This window comes from Robertkochia sediminum (genome assembly GCF_016786255.1).
Lineage (GTDB): Bacteria > Bacteroidota > Bacteroidia > Flavobacteriales > Flavobacteriaceae > Robertkochia > Robertkochia sediminum.
In genome coordinates, this window is record NZ_JADMKT010000069.1 from 98,017 (window position 1) to 115,957 (window position 17,941).

The following is a 17,941-nucleotide window of genomic DNA, read 5'->3' on the forward strand; positions in this document are numbered from 1 at the left end:
GGTCATTTTAAGTAATTTTGAGATTATGAAGCTCCCAACACTTTTTAAACAACGCGGAAATAAAACATATGGCTATACGCCAAGATACTACGATGAACGCAAGGAGCGCTTGGAGGAATTAAAGAAGAAGAATCAGCCACGCTCAGATGAAGACTATTTTAACGGCTATCGCCGCAAGAGTTTTCGTGAAGACTGGAAGACACAACGCAAGAGTTCAACTTCGATGAACAGCAGGATCCGCTTTATCGTGATCCTTGTCTTTCTTATCATGTTCGCATACGTTGCCCTCAGGACGATCAACCTAGACAATATATTTTAATGGCAGATATTATTCAGCTCTTACCGGACCATGTCGCGAATCAGATAGCAGCAGGAGAGGTGGTCCAAAGGCCTGCCTCTGTTGTGAAAGAACTTCTGGAGAACGCCATAGATGCAGGAGCTACCCATATTCAACTTATAGTAAAAGACGCAGGGAAAACCCTGATCCAGGTTGTGGATAACGGAAAGGGGATGAGTGAGACCGATGCGCGGTTGTCGTTCTCGAGACATGCCACTTCCAAAATACGTGCAGCCGAAGATCTCTTTCAGCTCGATACCAAAGGGTTCCGGGGAGAGGCACTGGCTTCTATAGGGGCTATTGCCCATGTAGAAATGAATACCAGCGATAACGACGATATGGTGGGTACGCAGATCCGCATGGAAGGCGGAAAGTTGGTGTCCCAGGAAGTAACCGCTACCAAACGCGGTACGTCCATGCAGGTAAAGAACCTGTTCTTTAATATTCCTGCCCGTCGTAACTTCCTGAAATCAAATGCCGTTGAGCTTCGTCACATCATTGATGAATTTCATAGGGTCGTACTGGCGCATCCTGCGATCGCCTTTGATTTTTACAATAACGGCAGTGAGCTTTTTAAGCTTCCCACCGCCAATATCCGCCAGCGCATTGTTCATGTGTTCGGCAATAAGACCAATGAGCGCCTCGTACCCGTTTCTGAAGAGACCGGGGTGGTGAACATTAGCGGATTCGTATTTAAGCCCGAGTTTTCAAAGAAAACGCGCGGCGAGCAGTTCTTTTTTGTCAACGACCGGTTTATTAAAAGTTCCTACTTGCATCACGCAGTAGGGGCGGCTTTTGAAGGGTTGATCAAAGAGCAAACCCATCCGGGGTATTTCCTCTTTTTGGAGGTCGATCCGTCCAAGTTGGATATCAATATCCACCCTACCAAGACAGAGATCAAGTTCGACGATGAGCATACCATCTACGCCATTATACGATCTGCGGTAAAACATAGTCTCGGGCAGTTCAATGTGGCTCCTGTCCTTGATTTTGACAGGGATGCGAATCTCGATACGCCCTATCAGTACAATAAGATGAGTACGGCGACAACGCCCACCATTGAAGTTGATAGTAGTTTTAATCCTTTTGAAGATGAGCCAAAGGTTACAGGCAATGCTTCATCATCATCTTCCGGCGGTTCTTCGTCCTATTCAGGAGGTGGAGCTTCAGGTCATGCTTACCCAAAGAGGGAGCGTTCGGGTTCATGGGAGAGTCTCTATGTAGGTCTGGATGAAGAGAAGGAATCGTTCAGCTCTATAGAAGTGGAGTCAGAGCAGGTAACCGGGTCTCTGTTCGAGGAAGATAGCGAATCGGCATCGACAACGACCTATCAGTTGCATAAAAAATACATCGTAACCACCATAAAATCCGGACTGGTGATCATTGATCAGCGCCGTGCGCACCAGCGGGTGCTTTATGAAGAGTTCTTAAAGAACATGACTGTACAGAGCGGGGCAAGTCAGCAATTGTTGTTCCCGATAAAGCTGAGTCTCAATCCTACCGAAATGAGCTTATTGCTCGAATTGCAACAAAGCCTGGAAAGTACCGGCTTCGTGTTTTCGGCCCTCGACGGGGAAGCGGTAGAGATCTCAGGAGTACCGGTCAATGTTTCAGAAGGCGATGCGGCCGTGGTCCTGGACCAGCTGCTTTCTGACCTGCAGGAAGAATTGCCGGAGCATGCTTTCTCTCAGTCTGATATGCTGGCCAGAACCTTGTGTAAAAGCCTGGCGGTGCGTTCAGGAGAGTATCTTAATCAGGCGTCAATGCAGGCCCTGGTAAACAACCTTTTTGCGACCAAACAACCCGATATTTCACCTTTTAATAAGCCTACCTATATTACAATGACGGTAGACGAAATCGATAAACGCTTTTTATAAATGGGAAGACTTACCGAAGCGATCAAGCATTTGCTTATCATCAATGTACTTTTCTTTATCGCAGCCCAACTGTTGAGCGATGAGTTTTATTACGCCATGGCCCTGTGGTTCCCTGAAAACCAGAATTTCGGATTCTGGCAGTTTATTACCCACATGTTCATGCATGATAAGCGAAGTATTTTTCATATTCTGTTCAATATGTATGCTTTGTGGGCTTTCGGTTCGCCTCTCGAGCAGATGTGGGGGCGCAATAAGTTTCTGTTCTTTTATTTTTCGGCCGGTATCGGCGCTGCGATCATCCATACCCTGGTAAACTATTACCATTTTCAGGAAGGGTATCAGGCGCTGTTAGAGATCGGGTATACCCCGGACAGGATCCAGGCGTTATTGCCACAGATCCCTCCCGGGCAATATATGCAGGTAGAAGGGGTGGCCAATGAGGTGATGCAGCAATTCGCCATGGCCTACAATATCCCGGCAGTAGGGGCATCGGGTGCTATCTATGGTATTTTGGTGGCCTTTGGTATGATGTTCCCAAATGCCGAACTTATGTTGATCTTCCTCCCGATTCCTATAAAGGCAAAATATTTTATTCCTATATTGATAGCGTTAGACCTTTTCTCAGGTGTTACCGGAATGTCTATCTTCGGGTCTGGTATCGCGCATTTCGCCCACGTTGGTGGTGCGTTGTTCGGCTTTATTATGACCTGGTACTGGAAAAGAAATCAGTTTAACAGCAATCGTTGGAATTAATGAGTGTTACTAAAGATCTGCAATACCGATTTTCAAGGCTCAATATAGCCGAGAAGCTCATTGCTGTTAATGTGGCGATCTATATCATCAATGGCCTGGTCACCTTTTTATTCCGTATGAATAAAGGGGCGATCATGGACTGGTTCGAATTGCCCAAGCAATTTGGAGATTTTATTGTTCAGCCCTGGTCTTTGGTAACCTATGCATTTTTCCATGCCAATTTCATGCATATTTTCTGGAATATGCTTCTGTTGTATTTTGCGGGGAGGATCTTTCTCAACCTATTTAATCACAAGACCTTTATCAATGTTTACTTCCTGGGCGCAATTGCCGGTGGGGTATTGTTCCTCCTGAGCTATAACATATTTCCCGTATTCTCCGGTATTGATTCGTCTTTGATAGGGGCCTCGGCTGCGGTGATGGCTGTACTCATTTTTGTGTGTACCTACCTGCCTAACCAGGAGGTCAGGGTGATCTTCTTTAATGTCAAACTGTGGTATATCGGTGTTTTTGTGGTGCTTTTAGATCTGATACAGCTTCCAATGGGCAATTCCGGAGGGCATCTTGCGCATCTCGGTGGGGAACTACTAGGTTTTCTCTATGCCCGAAATCTCATGGATGGGAAAGATATCGGAGAAGGATTCGGAGGTATGTTGGATAAGCTCGGGAACGTCTTTAAAAAGAAAAAAAGGAGTCCGCTTAAAACCGTTCATCGCAGTAAGAAGATGAATCGCTATGAAGATTCAAATAAAAAAGAATATCAGAAACACATCGATGAGATCCTTGATAAGATCAGTAAGAGCGGCTACGAAAGCCTGACCAAAGAAGAAAAAGACTTTCTTTTCAAAGCGGGGAAGGAAGATTAATAACGTCCCATGAAAAACCTTAACTGGCTGCAAAAAGGTGTTTACCTCATTAACATTGTCCTGGCACTTGCTTTGGTCTTTGGTTTGCTCATTCCCTATATTCCAATAGAACTCTCACCAAAACTATCCATTTTCAGCCTGGCCGTACCACCTTTAGTATTGCTCAATCTGGCTTTCATGTTGTATTGGCTTTTTTCCCTAAAAAGGCAATGGCTTTTGTCGTTCCTGGTCCTGCTGGCGGGATATTCGAGTGTTTTGTCCCTTTACAAATTCGGGGGTACTCCCAGGGTGATCACTTCTTCTGCCATTAAGGTAATGACCTATAATGTACGGTTGTTCAATAAGTACAACTGGATCCCTGAAGAAAATGTCGAAACGCGTATTGCGGAGATGGTTCGGGAAGAAGACCCCGATATTCTCTGTTTGCAGGAATTTCATAAGGATGAGGAAGGGTTGTTTTCCGGTTATCCGCATCGGTATGTGGAGTATAAGACCGGAAGAATGGGGCAGGTGATCTACTCGCGTTATCCTATCGTCGGTAAGGGATCTCTGGATTTTCCGAATTCCGGGAACAATGCGATCTACGCCGATCTGGAGATCGGAAGGGATACGGTAAGGGTGTACAATGTGCACTTACAATCGTTTAAAATTAACCCGGAAGCAGAAGAGATCAGCCAGGAGAACTCCAATCGTATTGCGAACAGGATGGGAAAGGCTTTTGCCCGGCAGAAGGAGCAAGCCGATATCTTTGAGCAACACCGGGATTCGAGTGCTTATCCTGTGATCATCTGTGGAGACCTTAATAACACCCAGTTTTCTGCCGTCTACAAACAAATTCGCGGTGAGGCTGCAGATACCTTCGAAGAAGAAGGTCAAGGCACCGGGAAGACCTATTACTTCAGGTATTATCCGCTGCGTATCGACTTTATTTTTGCGGGTTCAGATATCGAGGTGGTCTCTCATAAGAACCGCTATGACTTCTATTCAGATCACTATCCGGTGATCTCTCAGTTAAAGATCCATTAGAAAGCAGTCGGATAGATCGGCTGCGATATGAATGAGCAGGGCAATGCCTGCAAGCCTGGTTCTTGGCCATAGGGCCAGAAGGAGGTATAGGGCTACATAGGGCCACTGATGCAGGGAATGGAAACCTATAGAGCATCGGTTCGGATCAAAGAGGGGGGTAGCCCAAAGGTGGTCGATATCGATAAGGATCCCACTTAAAAGTATGATAAGTGCAATTTTGAAGTTGCTTCTGTAGATCGTTGCAGCAATGATCAAGGGAACCCCAAAATGGATCCCGTAGTGCACAAAGTGGCGAAGTGTCTCGATCATTAAAGAGATTGGCTTTCCAGGTAGCTCAGGGCGTTTGGACCTTCGTTAAAGAGTAGGTCCAGAATACTGAGGTTGGGTATGAATCCGTGACGGTCACCAAATACCTGGGTGTAGCTTGAAAATCCGTGATCGACACCCGACTTGGCGTTGATGAGCGGCCGTTGGTCTGCAGTCTCAGAAGGTGTCTTCTCGAAACTCCCCGTATATTCAAATTCCAGGTCCATTTGCATGATCTCTGCAAGCAGTTCGATACTTTCTAAATTCATATCGTAAAGCCTGTGATGCTTTTTTTCGAAGAAGGGAATAAGTTCGTCTTCGTAATATTCGAAGAAGGGGGAGGTGCGATAGGCCGTTTGTATGGTTTTCCAATGTTGTTTTTTCCAGTCGAAATTATCTTCCAGGATCACATCCTTATACTTTTGATGCCCTTGCGGATTCCCGCTGTGCTTGATGGGTACAGAAAGCATCTGTACGCCGTTCGCACTGTAGATATATGTTCTGTTACGGTAGGTTTGCTTCTGGTAGTTGTCTTCTTTTTCGAATACAAAAGGACCCTTGGCCATAGCCACAAAATGGGCGACGTTGGCGAAAAAAGCAGGGTGTAACAGATGCCTCATACCTTATGAATTACGAGGTTTTATTTTTGCGTTTTCTCCATTGTGACCACCCCAAATAAAGTGCCAGGGCTCCCAGGAACCAGTACAGGTATGATTTTGGTTTTCCTTCACCGCCTACGGTGGTGAAGACGCGATCCCATCGGATCTCCCAGTTCTTCATGCCTTGGGTAAAGTTTTCAATGCTCATCCAAATGAACACAGGTTTTCCTACTACGTGATCATAAGGGACAAATCCCCAATAGCGGCTATCTTCTGAACGGTGGCGGTTGTCTCCCATCATCCAATAGTAATCCTGTTTAAAGGTGTATTCACTTGCAGGTTCACCATTAATAAGGATAGTGCCGTTCTTCATGTCTAGCTCGTTGCCTTCATACTCCCTGATGATCTTTTTGTAGAGCGGCAGGTTTCGCGGGGTCAGAGTGATCGTTTTCCCGGCTTCGGGAATGTACACAGGTCCCATATTATCAAGATTCCAGGTATACGAAGCGTCATTAGGGAAAAACAAGGTATTGGTAAGCTCTTTTGGCATTACGTAGCGTATCACGCTGTCTATGGCCGGGTTGTTCTTTAATTTCTCGGCGCCTTCCAGGGTAAGGGTCGCTTCTCTTTCGTAGTTGGCGATCTCCTTGAGGTTGAGGTTGTACTTTCTGGCTACCTTCACCGGGATGCCGGTGCGTCCTGTTTGCAGGATGATACCGCCTTGAGGAGATTTCTGCGGATTGGTAACCAGGTAGGGGATCAGGGCATTGAGTTGTTGCTGGTTCACACTACTGGCTACATATACGCGATTGAGCTCTCTGGCTCCCGCTTCGAGCAGGGCAGCAGAGGTGACGCCTTTTGCCGACTTGATCTGGTACGAGTACTGTGGTTTGGCTCTGTCCGGAAGCACGGTCTTTTCTCCGTCGATATATACAAATCCGTCTTTGATCTCCAGGGTGTCTCCGGCAATGGCAACCGCTCTTTTTACGTAATTGGATTTTTTATCGATAGGCTTTCTGATGCGCTTATCTGTTTTTACAAAGAATTGTTCAACGGTATCTGCGGGCCAGCTGAAAACCACGATATCATTTCGCTTGATATTCTGGAAACCCGGTAATCTGAAATAGGGTAGTTGTGGCTTTTTGAGGTACGACTTGCCTTTAACTACAGGCAGGGTGTCGTGAACCATAGGGAAGGCTACAGTGGTCATAGGGGTTCTGGCTCCGTAATGGAATTTACTAACAAAGAGAAAATCTCCAACCAGGAGGCTTTGTTCCAGGGAAGAGGTCGGGATAACATATGGTTGTATAAAGTACGTGTGTACCAGGGTCGCAGCCACTACGGCAAAAAGGATCGAGCTAACCCACTCGCCCAGAGCAGTTCTGGGTTGCAGGGAGCGGTCCTGAATGTATTCCACATCCAGCATATAGTTTACGTAGTAGATGTAAAAGCCCAGGGAAAGCAATACCAGGGCAGTGTCTGCGGTGCTGTTGCGGCCGAAGCTTCTTATGGTTTCTACCCAGACCACCGGGATCATGATCAGGTTGATGATGGGTAAGAATAACAGGATAACCCACCACCACGGACGGCGAATGATCTTCATCAGGACCACGGCGTTGTATACCGGGATCAGGGCTTCCCAGGCCTGCCTTCCGGCTTTTTTATAAAGTTTCCATGTTCCCAGAAAGTGGATTACCTGGATAAGGAAGAAAAATAAGATCCATTGTGTAGCTGTCATCTCTGCGTAATTGGTTTAGTGCATATGCCTTTGGGGCAAATTATTTCGTGTTGTGGTAGTAAAAATAAAGGATTTATTCAAAACCGCGATGATTACCCTGAGAAAGGGTGATCAGAGGCTGAGAACGTCTTTCATGGTAAAGACTCCCGTCTTGTCCTTAAGCCATTCGGCGGCCATGACCGCGCCCAGAGCAAAGCCTTCCCTGTTGTGTGCGGTGTGAGAAATATCGATGCGATCTACAGGGCTGTTCCAGGACACGTGGTGGGTTCCGGGGACTTCCCCTTTACGTTTTGCCATTACCGGAATGCTCATGTCTTTGGCATTTTCACTTTCATTGCTAAGGTGCCAGGTCTTGTGTTCGGTGTGTTCCATGATCCCCTCGGCCAGGGTGATGGCGGTGCCACTGGGTGCGTCAAGCTTATGCGTGTGGTGGATCTCTTCCATGCTAACCTCGTAATCGTCAAGGCGCGCCATGATCTTGGCGAGGTGACGGTTGAGTTCAAAAAAGATATTCACCCCCAGGCTAAAGTTCGAGGCATAAATAAAAGCACCTTGTTTTTCCTTGCAAATGGCGATGGCCTCTTCGTAGCGATCGAGCCATCCTGTTGTTCCGCAGATCACTGGTACGCCTTGTTCAAAGCAATGGGTGATGTTTTCGAAGGCCGATTCCGGGATGCTGAAATCTATGGCTACATCGGCATTATTAAGATCTGTGTTATCTCCTTTATTGATAATGGATACGATCTCATGACCTCTTTTAACGGCAATGGCTTCGATCATTTTTCCCATTTTTCCATATCCGAGAAGTGCGATTTTCATGAGCGCTGATTTAAATGATTTTACGGGATCTAGAACCTCATATTAAGGCTTAGTCCGAAATTGGCATCCAGGCTATTGGGGTTTTGCTCCAAATAAGGCTGGAAGGTGAGGTCGTCGCTAATGTTGTATTGCTTGAGGTGTGCATCTACATTGGCGTCGATAATGTTAAGCACGTAAAGTCCTACGGTTATAAGCAGGGAGAGGTCGCGGTTACGCTGGTAGAATTCCTGGGCATTACGCAGTGACTCGTCACTTACGTCCGGACTTCCGGGGATGATCCCGCTGCCGTTGATGTCGTAAAACTCATCGTTTTGAAATCCCGCCAACCTACTTTTATAGGCATCGCGATACCTGTTGTATTGGTTAGAGTTGTTGATGTAGAAATACATACCTGTACCAATGGCACCATAAACAATAGGAAGCTTCCAATAGCTGCGGTTGTAGATCTGTCCGAGTCCGGGGATCATGGCCGAATAAAAGGCGGCTCTGGCCGGGGTAAGGGGATCTTTTTGGCGGGCCAGACGTTTATTTTGTTTTTCCAGCTTACGCTCGATACGTCGTATCTCTTTAGCGGTAAGGGCTCCTTCCTGTTGGGTTTGGCTGAGCTGCAGGGAATCTGCCGGCTCTAATGGCGCAGGAATTTCCTGTGCATTGGCATGAAAAACACCAACCCACATCAAAAGGACTGCTAGGTATTTGAACTGCACTACTTCAGGAGTTTGGCAAGACGTAAAAAGTCTTCCTTGGAATGGAAAGGAATAATAAGCTTACCCTTGCCATTTTTCGCGACTTTAACATCTACTTTAGACGATAAATACTCAGTAAGGCTATCCATATTTTCCGAAACGTATTCGGGCATTTCCGGAGTAGCAGGCTTTTTGGTGTCTTTGGTTTCCTTCTTTAGTTGGTAATCTCTAACGAGCTTTTCGGTTTCGCGAACCGAAAGGGATTGGGAAATGACCTTTTCGTAGATCATGATCTGGTCTTCCTTACTGTCTATATTGATCAGTGCGCGACCGTGTCCCATACTCACGAATCCGTCTCTCATTCCGGTTTGAATGATCGGGTCGAGTTTGAGCAGACGCAGGTAATTGGTAATGGTCGAACGTTTTTTACCTACGCGATCACTGAGTTGTTCCTGGGTGATCTCGATCTCATCGAGCAAACGCTGATAAGAGAGGGCAACCTCGATAGGGTCGAGGTCCTGACGTTGGATATTTTCAACCAGGGCCATTTCCAGGGATTCCTGGTCATTGGCGATCCTGATATAGGCCGGTACGGTTTGGAGTCCTGCGATCTTCGAGGCGCGAAGTCTTCGTTCTCCCGATACCAGCTGGTATTTGTTGAATTCGAGTTTACGAACGGTAATGGGCTGAATAACGCCAAGCTCTTTAATGGAAATAGCGAGTTCCTGCAGGGTTTCTTCATTGAAGTTCGTACGGGGCTGAAACGGATTCACCTCGATGGTGTCCAGTTCCAGTTCTACAATGCTCCCTACCACCTTGTCGGCATTTTTATCTTCAGCCGATTTGATGTCATTCTCCGGATCCTTTAACAGGGCCGAGAGTCCTCTTCCTAAAGCTTGTTTCTTCGTTGCTTTTGCCATTAATTATACCGCTTGCTTGTTCTTTTCAATAATTTCGTGGGCCAAATTTAGATAATTTGTGGCTCCTTTACTCGTTGCATCGTAATTAATTATGGTTTCACCGTAACTTGGCGCTTCGCTCAAGCGCACATTACGCTGAATAATAGTTTCGAAGACCATATCGCTGAAGTGCTTTTGAACTTCTTCGACCACCTGGTTGGAAAGTCTTAATCTGGAGTCGTACATGGTAAGTAACATACCCTCGATATCGAGATTCGGATTGTGGATCTTCTGAACACTCTTAATGGTATTCAACAGTTTTCCAAGTCCTTCAAGGGCGAAGTACTCGCATTGGATAGGAATGATCACTGAGTCTGATGCCGTAAGGGCGTTAAGTGTCAATAACCCAAGAGAAGGGGCACAGTCTATAAGAATATAGTCGTAGTGATCCCGCACCTCTGCGATCGCTTTTTTAAGCATGTACTCGCGCTGGTCCTGGTCTACCAGTTCGATCTCGATAGCCACCAGGTCGATGTGTGCAGGGATAAGGTCTACGTTAGGCGATTCGGTCGTTATTATGGTGTCTTTAACCGGTAGCGAATGCTCGAGCACCTGGTATGAACCGTGCTCTACAGCCTCTACATCGATACCCAGTCCCGAAGTCGCATTGGCCTGGGGATCAGCATCGATAAGCAATACCTTTTTTTCCAGGACACCTAGTGAAGCTGCCAGGTTAACAGAGGTGGTGGTTTTGCCCACGCCTCCCTTTTGATTCGCAACAGCAATAATTTTACCCATAACAATAAATAGAATTTACCTCGTAAAAATACGATTATTTGTGAGTATTAAAAATGAATTTTTTCAACAACGGAAGAGGAGACTTTTAAGAGAAAACCCACAACATAGGATAAACAGCTGAGCCCTATTCGGTTTGCGAAAAGGGCTCAGAAAATTCAGCTGAAATTGTTAATAACTAAGGTTGTTTCAGTATTAACAATTAGCTTGTGATTATTTGCTTTTACGAGCGCGGATCATAGCTTCCAGCATGTCCCACATCTCTTCAGGTACGGCTTCCAGCAGATTGAACTGTCCGGCGCCTTTCAGCCATTCGCCACCATCGATGGTGATCACTTCGCCGTTGACATAGGCACTGAAGTCAGAAACCAGGTAAGCTGCCAGGTTGGCGAGTTCCTGGTGGTCTCCCACACGCTTGAGGGGGACTTTTTTGGCCAGATCGAACTTTTCTTTCAGGTCTCCGGGAAGGAGGCGGTCCCAGGCACCTTTTGTCGGGAAAGGCCCGGGAGCAATGGCGTTGAATCGCATACCGTACTTTGCCCATTCTACCGCCAGGCTACGGGTCATGGCGAGAACGCCGGCCTTAGCTGTAGCAGAAGGTACTACATAGGCAGAACCGGTCCAGGCGTAGGTGGTAACGATATTGAGTACATTGGTGTTCTCTTGTTTTTGGTCTATCCAGTGTTTACCGAAGGCCAGGGTACAATTCTTGGTGCCTTTTAATACGATATCGATAATGGTATCGAAGGCATTGGCCGAAAGTCGCTCTGTGGGAGAGATAAAGTTTCCTGCTGCATTGTTCAGGAGGATGTCTACTTTTCCAAAATGGGCGATAACCTGGTCTCTCATGGTTTCCACCTGATCGTAATGACGTACGTCGCAGGCCAGGGCCAGGCATTCTCCACCTGTTTCTGCGCTCAGTTCTTTGGCGGTGTTCTCCAATTTCTCAAGATTCCTGGAGGTGATGGCCACGCGGGCTCCGAGTTCAAGGAAATACCGGGTCATCGATTTTCCCAGTCCGCTACCTCCACCGGTAACTACTATGGTCTTTCCTTTGAGCGCATCGTCGCGCAACATTTTTTCTTTAAGGTTCATACAGGTTGATTAATGTTATGTTATTCTTCGTCGTTAAGGATCTCGAGAATTCGTATAGCCGTTTCGCTTACCGGGGTTCCGGGGCCGAATACGGCCGTGGCGCCGGCGTCAAAAAGGTCCTGGTAATCCTGGCGTGGGATCACCCCGCCCACGATCACCATGATGTCTTCTCGCCCGTAGCCCTTGAGGGCTTCGACCACGCGTGGCACCAGCGTTTTATGTCCGCCTGCCAGGGAGGAGACCCCAAGCACGTGAACATCGTTCTCTACTGCTTGTCGGGCAGCTTCTTCCGGTGTTTGGAACAGCGGACCAATATCTACATCAAAGCCTACGTCGGCATAACCTGTGGAGACTACTTTGGCTCCTCTGTCGTGACCGTCCTGTCCCATTTTGGCGACCATGATACGGGGACGGCGTCCTTCTTTTTCTTCAAATTTTCCGGCCATTTCCCTGGCCTTCGCAAAACTGCTATCGTCTTTCACTTCTTTAGAATATACTCCGCTAAATGTTTGGATCCTGGCCTTATAGCGACCGTAGACCTCTTCGAGGGCCATGGAGATCTCTCCCAGGGTAGCCCGGTTTCTTGCTGCGTATACGGCCAGGGCGAGCAAATTGCCTTCTCCTGATGCTGCAGCTTTGGTCAGCGCCTCGAGGGCGGCGTTCACCTTTTCCGGGTTGCGTTCTTTTCTAACCTTCTCCAGGCGCTCCAGTTGTTGCTTGCGCACCTGCTGGTTGTCTACTTCGAGAACATCCAGAGCTTCTTCCTGCTCCAGTTTGTATTTATTAACCCCCACAATAATATCTCTTCCGCTATCGATGCGTGCCTGCTTTCTCGCTGCGGCCTCTTCGATACGCATTTTCGGGATCCCGGCTTCGATCGCCTTGGTCATTCCGCCCAGTTCTTCGACCTCTTCAATAAGCTTCCATGCTTTTTCTGCGATCTCTGCTGTAAGTTTTTCAACGTAATAACTACCGGCCCAAGGGTCGGTGGTCTTGGTGATCATGGTCTCCTCCTGCAGGAATAACTGCGTGTTTCTGGCAATACGCGCCGAGAAGTCAGTAGGCAGGGCGATGGCTTCATCCAGGGCGTTGGTGTGGAGCGACTGGGTGCCTCCAAAGGCTGCTGCTGCCGCTTCTATACAGGTACGGGCCACATTGTTAAAAGGATCTTGTTCGGTGAGGCTCCATCCGCTGGTCTGACTATGCGTTCTCAGGGCCAGGGATTTCGGATTAACCGGGTTGAACTGGTTTACGAGTTTGGTCCAGAGCATACGTCCGGCCCGCATTTTGGCGATCTCCATAAAGTGGTTCATGCCTATGGCCCAGAAAAAAGATAATCTTGGAGCGAAACTATCGATATCCATCCCTGCTTTTAGTCCGGTACGTATGTATTCCAGTCCGTCAGCCAGGGTATACGCCAGCTCGATATCGGCAGAAGCTCCGGCCTCATGCATATGGTATCCGGAAATACTTATGCTGTTAAACCGGGGCATATGCTTACTGGTATACTCAAAGATATCGGCAATGATCTTCATGGAAGGCGTTGGTGGATAGATGTACGTATTTCGCACCATGAACTCTTTGAGAATATCGTTCTGGATGGTTCCTGAGAGTTGCTCGGGGGAAACGCCCTGCTCCTCGGCAGTAACGATATAAAAGGCCATGATGGGGAGTACCGCTCCGTTCATGGTCATGGATACCGACATTTTATCGAGGGGGATCTGATCGAACAGGATCTTCATGTCTTCGATGCTGTCGATGGCTACTCCGGCTTTTCCAACATCACCAACCACGCGTTCGTGGTCTGAGTCATAGCCGCGGTGGGTGGGCAGGTCAAAGGCTACGGAGAGTCCTTTCTGGCCTGCTGCCAGGTTACGGCGATAAAAAGCGTTGCTTTCTTCGGCAGTGGAGAATCCGGCGTATTGCCTTATGGTCCACGGGCGCCTTACGTACATGGTACTGTAAGGGCCGCGAAGGTAGGGGGGGATTCCGGCTGCAAAATCCAGGTGGCTGAGGTCCTTTAGATCGGCCTCAGCATACTGTGTTTTTATTTCAATGCCTTCGGCGGTGGTCTTTCCCTTTTCGGGAGAAGAAGAACGTGGTGCCGAAGCCTTAAGTTGCAAGTCCTGAAGTGATTTTCTGCTCATGGCTTATTCTTCTTTTAAGCGGTTTTGCTCCAATATCTCGGAGAGGCGTTTTTCGATGATGGGTTCGATCAGGGTCTTTTTTTCTTCCCTTTTAAGGAACGGATCCAGTTCTAGGTTGTCTTTCATACGGTCTTCCGGGTTCACGAACTTATTGGTGCCTACCAGTACCCTTTCCTTTTTATTGAAAGCTTCCTGTTCTTCCCTGGCGGTTTCACGAATTTTCTTTTGGATGGTATGATCCATGAGTTGTTGCAGGTATCCGCCTCCCGCTTCGATCTGTTTAAAGATATCCAGTGCTTTTTCGGCCATTTCCCCGGTTACCGATTCGATGTAATAGCTGCCATCAGCAGGATTGGAAACAGCGTCAAAATAGCTTTCTTCTTTTAATATGAGTAACTGATTCCTTGCAATACGGGAGCCAAACTCATTGTCTTTATGGTAGAGGGCGTCATAAGGGGTGGCGCATATGGTGTTGGCACCACCAAGTACTGCGCTCATGTATTCTGTCGTGGTACGCAGCATGTTGACGTTGTAGTCGTAAAGGGTTTTATTGCGTTTGCCCGGAGTGGCCAGAATATGTGCTTCCTGTGTATTGTCATAGGCCGCGGCAAGGGTACTCCATAGAATGCGAAGCGCCCTGAACTTGGCGATCTCAAAAAAGTAATGATGACCAATAGCAGCATAGAACAGCGGACGAAAGGTACCGGTCTTCATGTTGTTGGTCTCCATAAGGTGGAGGTATTCGTTGGCGTGTGCCATGGCGTAAGCCAGTTGCTGCACTGCAGACGCTCCCGAGTTGAGGTAGCGCCCGAGATTTATACTCAGGTGGTTCTTGATATAAGGGGTACCCGGGTGGTCACTGTTGAGCAGTTTGAGGATCTCAGCGGTGAGCTGGGTGTCTTTTTTGGTGTTGTAATGCCAGTTCCCCGTAGCGTTAAGATCACCTATGGGATCCAGTAGCAGGTAAATTTCCCTTTTTGCCTCAGAAGCTGCCTGGAGTAAGGAGGTTGTAAAATCTACATCTAAAAAATGTAATTCCAGGTAAACGGGGATCTTACTTTCCTTGAGGCCCTCTAATAGTGCCGCCATATCGATCTTTTTGTTATGGAGTACAAAATGGATGCTTTCTGCTCCTCTATCGATTACGTAATTAGCTTTTAAAAGAGCCTTTTCTACCTGGCTCACATAAATGCGTTCGCAGATGTTCCAGTGATCGGGGGTGTTAGTGGTGAGTGTTCCCTCGGTCTTTTCCAGGTCTTCAGCGTGGTAGAAGGGTTTTATGGTAATGTGTTCCGGGGTGTTGGTGAGCAGGGTTTGGTTGTAATCCTGTCCTTTGAGGTCAAACTGTATCTTTTGCTTCCACTGTTTGACGCTTACCCCTTCGAAATCTTCAAATAAGGGTTTAGTCATTTTGGTTGGTATTTAAGCTGTCTTCATATTCGATAATGAAGATCTCTTCGTTCTCTTTTTTGTAATAATAGGCCTCCCTCGCGTATTTTTCGAGTTCCTTAGGGTCTTTGAGGGCATTCAGGGATCTTTTATCTCTGGCGATCTCTTTTTCGAGGTGTTCTTTTTGCAGTTCGAGCTTTTCGATCTCGCCATTGAGTTCACGATGGGTAAACCACCATGAATTGGTGTCGAAGAACAACATCCATACGATGAATACTACAGAAACCAGCAGGTAGATATTGCTTCCTATGCGGAACCATTTGTTATTGTTCAGGGCTTTCCAGTTCATTTAGATCAGGCGTTCATTGATAATGGTTTTAACGATATTGATCGCTACTGTATTGTATTTGTTGTTAGGTATAATGATGTCTGCATACTCTTTGGTAGGCTCAATAAATTGCTGATGCATGGGCTTAAGTGTGGTTTGGTAACGGGTAAGCACTTCTTCGATATCGCGACCTCTTTCGTCAACATCCCTCTTGATACGTCTTATGAGGCGCTCATCAGAATCGGCATGCACATAGATCTTAATGTCAAAAAGATCCCTTACCTCAGGGTGGGTGAGGATGAGGATCCCTTCTACGATCATCACCTTTCTGGGGGTGGTAGGCTCGGTCTCTCCGGTGCGGTTGTGCTCTTTAAAAGAGTAAACCGGTTGATCGATCGTCTTTCCGGCCTTCAGGTCGATCAGGTGCTTGCAAAGCAATTCAAAGTCGATGGCGGCTGGGTGATCAAAATTCACCTTCCTACGCTCGTCCATGGTCATATGCGACAGGTCGTTGTAATACGAGTCCTGGGAGATGATGCCTACTTCGTTAGGGGGCAGTTCATTGATGATCTGGTTAACTACTGTGGTTTTACCGCAACCTGTTCCTCCTGCAATTCCGATAATAAGCATGATCAGTGATTTATTTACAAAAATAGCCATTTGGATCGAAGTTTTTAAGGGAAATGTTTTTTAAAGGGTGAAGGGTTATGAGTAAAGATTAAAGAGAAAAGACGCAAGGTGAGAAGTTCTGAGAAATTGGCGGAAATTGAAATTAGTATTTGATTTCTCTTAACCCGTAACCCCATAACTGTATCACCGTTTTACTGACCTACTGTCTTCGCGAGCGAACATTGTGAGCGCGGCGATCTGCTGAAGGGGTAGGTAGGTAGGTAGGTAGGTAGGTAGGTAGGTAGGTAGGTAGGTAGGTAGGTAGGTAGGTAGGTAGGTAGGTAGGTAGGTAGGTAGGTAGGTAGGAGCGGGATAGGATTTAGGCTTCCCTACGGTATCTACTATTGCTACTCCAAATGGAGTTTCCTTTCCGGTATCTCCATAAAAAAAAGCCCTTCGATCTGCATCAAAGGGCTTTTTATTGGTGTTATGTAATATTTTGGATTATTCCCAAACAAGAACGTACTCTGTACGTCTGTTCTCACGGTGTTGCTCTGCAGTACAAGGCGTACCTTCTGTACATCTGTTCACGAGCTTATTCTCCCCGAATCCGATTGGACGAAGTCTGTTGGCGTCAATTCCTTTGCTTATTGCATAGTCAACGATACGCTTAGCTCTGCGCTCAGACAACCATAAGTTGTACTGCTCTGTTCCTCTGCTGTCGGCATGGGCCTGTACTTCGAGGATGGCATTAGGATATTTCTCCATGAATCCAACCAGGTTATCAACGGTTTGCTTGTCCTGTTCTGTCATATACGATGAATCAAAAGCGTAGTATACTCTTGGAATGTCTGCAAGTTCCTGAGCCATTTTCTCTCTAAGGATCTCGGCTTCTGTTTTTTGAGGAACAGCAGGCTCTTCAACTACAGGCGCCGGAGGAGCTACAGGAGCAACTTCTTCCTTAACAGGTTCCGGTGCAGGCTCTGGCATTGGAGCTGGTTTTGCTTTCTTCTTAAAAATGTTCGGACGGAATACCACTCCTAAACTGTGCTGAATGTGGTTAAGACCTGAATCGTCTCCCAGACCCCATTTTCCAAGGGTGTTTAGGTTGATCGCAAAGTTCTCTCCTACCCAGAAGTTTACTCCACCTCCTGCATTAAAAGTGAACATCTCGTTTTTATTGATCGAGCTAATTCCACCCCCAAGTGCTAAATATGGATCGAACCACCCTCTTTGTGCGAAGAACTTGTTCAAGCCGTAGGTGATCAGACCGTCAGCAGCATAATAGTTCTGATCTTCGGTGATCTCAGTTCCGTCTATAATATTTCCTTCTTTATATGTATTTAATGAAAAGATTCCCTGGAATGTGAATCCGCTTACTGTCTCATAACCTGCCATAAAGCGGTTCGGGTAGAAATTAGAGTTCCAGTTGTCTCCAATATTAAATGGTTCATTTCCTCTGGTTCCTGAATCGTCTACGATATTGTAACCGGCACCAAAGATCCATCCGTTACGGGTGTCCTGAGCGTTTGACTGCAATGCAAAAAGAAAGGTCAAACAGAAAAGAAGTAAGTAGTTGTTTTTCATCTGTAATAAGTAGTTATTATCGCTATTAATTGTTAAAAAAGGGGTGCTTTAAGTCGATAAATATATACAATACGTAAGATTATTC

The 17,941-nt window shown here is 46.8% G+C and carries 18 protein-coding genes; 5 read left to right on the forward strand and 13 right to left on the reverse strand.

Features of this window, described 5'->3' with window-relative positions; translation table 11 throughout:
* Positions 1 to 25: 25 nt before the first annotated feature.
* The 5 genes from IS446_RS05085 to IS446_RS05105 are packed head-to-tail and all read left to right on the forward strand — an operon-like array spanning position 26 to position 4,859.
* Positions 26 to 319: a hypothetical protein gene (locus IS446_RS05085; protein WP_203058928.1), complete on the forward strand. Its 294-nt coding sequence runs from the start codon at positions 26 to 28 to the stop codon at positions 317 to 319.
* Positions 319 to 2,214, forward strand: coding sequence for a DNA mismatch repair endonuclease MutL (gene mutL / locus IS446_RS05090; protein WP_203058929.1), 1,896 nt, complete (start codon positions 319 to 321; stop codon positions 2,212 to 2,214). The genes IS446_RS05085 and mutL overlap by 1 nt, the downstream gene beginning before the upstream one ends.
* A complete protein-coding gene (locus IS446_RS05095) occupies positions 2,215 to 2,967 on the forward strand; it encodes a rhomboid family intramembrane serine protease (RefSeq protein WP_203058930.1) in 753 nt (250 codons plus the stop codon).
* Positions 2,967 to 3,833 (forward strand): rhomboid family protein, encoded by an 867-nt coding sequence (locus IS446_RS05100; RefSeq protein WP_203058931.1) that lies wholly within the window; start codon positions 2,967 to 2,969, stop codon positions 3,831 to 3,833. The genes IS446_RS05095 and IS446_RS05100 overlap by 1 nt, the downstream gene beginning before the upstream one ends.
* A 9-nt stretch (positions 3,834 to 3,842) precedes the next feature.
* Positions 3,843 to 4,859, forward strand: coding sequence for an endonuclease/exonuclease/phosphatase family protein (locus IS446_RS05105; protein ID WP_203058932.1), 1,017 nt, complete (start codon positions 3,843 to 3,845; stop codon positions 4,857 to 4,859).
* On the opposite strand, the gene IS446_RS05110 is transcribed toward IS446_RS05105, so the two are convergent.
* The 13 genes from IS446_RS05110 to IS446_RS15500 form a co-directional block, all read right to left on the reverse strand.
* Entirely contained in the window at positions 4,845 to 5,168 is a 324-nt protein-coding gene (locus tag IS446_RS05110) for a DUF6122 family protein (RefSeq protein ID WP_203058933.1), read from the reverse strand. The two genes, IS446_RS05105 and IS446_RS05110, sit on opposite strands and share 15 nt — an antisense overlap.
* Positions 5,168 to 5,785 carry a WbqC family protein gene (locus IS446_RS05115; protein ID WP_203058934.1) on the reverse strand — a complete coding sequence of 206 codons (618 nt, stop codon included), beginning with the start codon at positions 5,783 to 5,785 and terminating at the stop codon, positions 5,168 to 5,170. The genes IS446_RS05110 and IS446_RS05115 overlap by 1 nt, the downstream gene beginning before the upstream one ends.
* Before the next feature lie 10 nt (positions 5,786 to 5,795).
* On the reverse strand, positions 5,796 to 7,502 hold the full coding sequence (gene lepB / locus IS446_RS05120) for a signal peptidase I (protein WP_203058935.1): 1,707 nt from the start codon (positions 7,500 to 7,502) through the stop codon (positions 5,796 to 5,798).
* 111 nt (positions 7,503 to 7,613) lie between these two features.
* The gene (dapB, locus tag IS446_RS05125; protein WP_203058936.1) at positions 7,614 to 8,321 is read right to left on the reverse strand and encodes a 4-hydroxy-tetrahydrodipicolinate reductase; all 708 of its coding nucleotides are present in this window, start codon (positions 8,319 to 8,321) and stop codon (positions 7,614 to 7,616) included.
* A gap of 29 nt (positions 8,322 to 8,350) precedes the next feature.
* Entirely contained in the window at positions 8,351 to 8,998 is a 648-nt protein-coding gene (locus IS446_RS05130; RefSeq protein ID WP_203058937.1) for a DUF5683 domain-containing protein, read from the reverse strand.
* A 29-nt stretch (positions 8,999 to 9,027) separates the two neighbouring features.
* Complete coding sequence (locus IS446_RS05135; RefSeq protein ID WP_203058938.1) at positions 9,028 to 9,927, reverse strand: ParB/RepB/Spo0J family partition protein; 900 nt, start codon at positions 9,925 to 9,927, stop codon at positions 9,028 to 9,030.
* Between the two features lie 3 nt (positions 9,928 to 9,930).
* Positions 9,931 to 10,704, reverse strand: coding sequence for a ParA family protein (locus IS446_RS05140; protein ID WP_203058939.1), 774 nt, complete (start codon positions 10,702 to 10,704; stop codon positions 9,931 to 9,933).
* 210 nt (positions 10,705 to 10,914) lie between these two features.
* Positions 10,915 to 11,796, reverse strand: a complete 882-nt coding sequence (locus IS446_RS05145) for an SDR family oxidoreductase (RefSeq protein WP_203058940.1) — start codon at positions 11,794 to 11,796, stop codon at positions 10,915 to 10,917.
* A 20-nt stretch (positions 11,797 to 11,816) separates the two neighbouring features.
* Entirely contained in the window at positions 11,817 to 13,943 is a 2,127-nt protein-coding gene (gene scpA, locus IS446_RS05150) for a methylmalonyl-CoA mutase (RefSeq protein WP_203058941.1), read from the reverse strand.
* Positions 13,944 to 13,946: 3 nt separating this feature from the next.
* Positions 13,947 to 15,353: a methylmalonyl-CoA mutase subunit beta gene (locus IS446_RS05155; RefSeq protein ID WP_203058942.1), complete on the reverse strand. Its 1,407-nt coding sequence runs from the start codon at positions 15,351 to 15,353 to the stop codon at positions 13,947 to 13,949.
* Positions 15,346 to 15,681, reverse strand: coding sequence for an FtsB family cell division protein (locus tag IS446_RS05160; RefSeq protein ID WP_203058943.1), 336 nt, complete (start codon positions 15,679 to 15,681; stop codon positions 15,346 to 15,348). Before IS446_RS05160 ends, IS446_RS05155 begins: the two co-directional genes overlap by 8 nt.
* Positions 15,682 to 16,290, reverse strand: coding sequence for a uridine kinase (gene udk, locus IS446_RS05165; RefSeq protein WP_203058983.1), 609 nt, complete (start codon positions 16,288 to 16,290; stop codon positions 15,682 to 15,684).
* A gap of 483 nt (positions 16,291 to 16,773) precedes the next feature.
* Positions 16,774 to 17,856 (reverse strand): OmpA family protein, encoded by a 1,083-nt coding sequence (locus IS446_RS15500; protein ID WP_203058944.1) that lies wholly within the window; start codon positions 17,854 to 17,856, stop codon positions 16,774 to 16,776.
* Between the last annotated feature and the right edge of the window lie 85 nt (positions 17,857 to 17,941).

Excerpts from the sequence above, each read along its gene's own strand:
- IS446_RS05085 (WP_203058928.1), top strand. The coding sequence starts at position 26 with ATGAAGCTCCCAACACTTTTTAAACAACGCGGAAATAAAACATATGGC.
- mutL (WP_203058929.1), top strand. The coding sequence starts at position 319 with ATGGCAGATATTATTCAGCTCTTACCGGACCATGTCGCGAATCAGATA.
- IS446_RS05095 (WP_203058930.1), top strand. The coding sequence starts at position 2,215 with ATGGGAAGACTTACCGAAGCGATCAAGCATTTGCTTATCATCAATGTA.
- IS446_RS05100 (WP_203058931.1), top strand. The coding sequence starts at position 2,967 with ATGAGTGTTACTAAAGATCTGCAATACCGATTTTCAAGGCTCAATATA.
- IS446_RS05105 (WP_203058932.1), top strand. The coding sequence starts at position 3,843 with ATGAAAAACCTTAACTGGCTGCAAAAAGGTGTTTACCTCATTAACATT.
- IS446_RS05110 (WP_203058933.1), bottom strand. The coding sequence starts at position 5,168 with ATGATCGAGACACTTCGCCACTTTGTGCACTACGGGATCCATTTTGGG.
- IS446_RS05115 (WP_203058934.1), bottom strand. The coding sequence starts at position 5,785 with ATGAGGCATCTGTTACACCCTGCTTTTTTCGCCAACGTCGCCCATTTT.
- lepB (WP_203058935.1), bottom strand. The coding sequence starts at position 7,502 with ATGACAGCTACACAATGGATCTTATTTTTCTTCCTTATCCAGGTAATC.
- dapB (WP_203058936.1), bottom strand. The coding sequence starts at position 8,321 with ATGAAAATCGCACTTCTCGGATATGGAAAAATGGGAAAAATGATCGAA.
- IS446_RS05130 (WP_203058937.1), bottom strand. The coding sequence starts at position 8,998 with ATGTGGGTTGGTGTTTTTCATGCCAATGCACAGGAAATTCCTGCGCCA.
- IS446_RS05135 (WP_203058938.1), bottom strand. The coding sequence starts at position 9,927 with ATGGCAAAAGCAACGAAGAAACAAGCTTTAGGAAGAGGACTCTCGGCC.
- IS446_RS05140 (WP_203058939.1), bottom strand. The coding sequence starts at position 10,704 with ATGGGTAAAATTATTGCTGTTGCGAATCAAAAGGGAGGCGTGGGCAAA.
- IS446_RS05145 (WP_203058940.1), bottom strand. The coding sequence starts at position 11,796 with ATGAACCTTAAAGAAAAAATGTTGCGCGACGATGCGCTCAAAGGAAAG.
- scpA (WP_203058941.1), bottom strand. The coding sequence starts at position 13,943 with ATGAGCAGAAAATCACTTCAGGACTTGCAACTTAAGGCTTCGGCACCA.
- IS446_RS05155 (WP_203058942.1), bottom strand. The coding sequence starts at position 15,353 with ATGACTAAACCCTTATTTGAAGATTTCGAAGGGGTAAGCGTCAAACAG.
- IS446_RS05160 (WP_203058943.1), bottom strand. The coding sequence starts at position 15,681 with ATGAACTGGAAAGCCCTGAACAATAACAAATGGTTCCGCATAGGAAGC.
- udk (WP_203058983.1), bottom strand. The coding sequence starts at position 16,290 with ATGCTTATTATCGGAATTGCAGGAGGAACAGGTTGCGGTAAAACCACA.
- IS446_RS15500 (WP_203058944.1), bottom strand. The coding sequence starts at position 17,856 with ATGAAAAACAACTACTTACTTCTTTTCTGTTTGACCTTTCTTTTTGCA.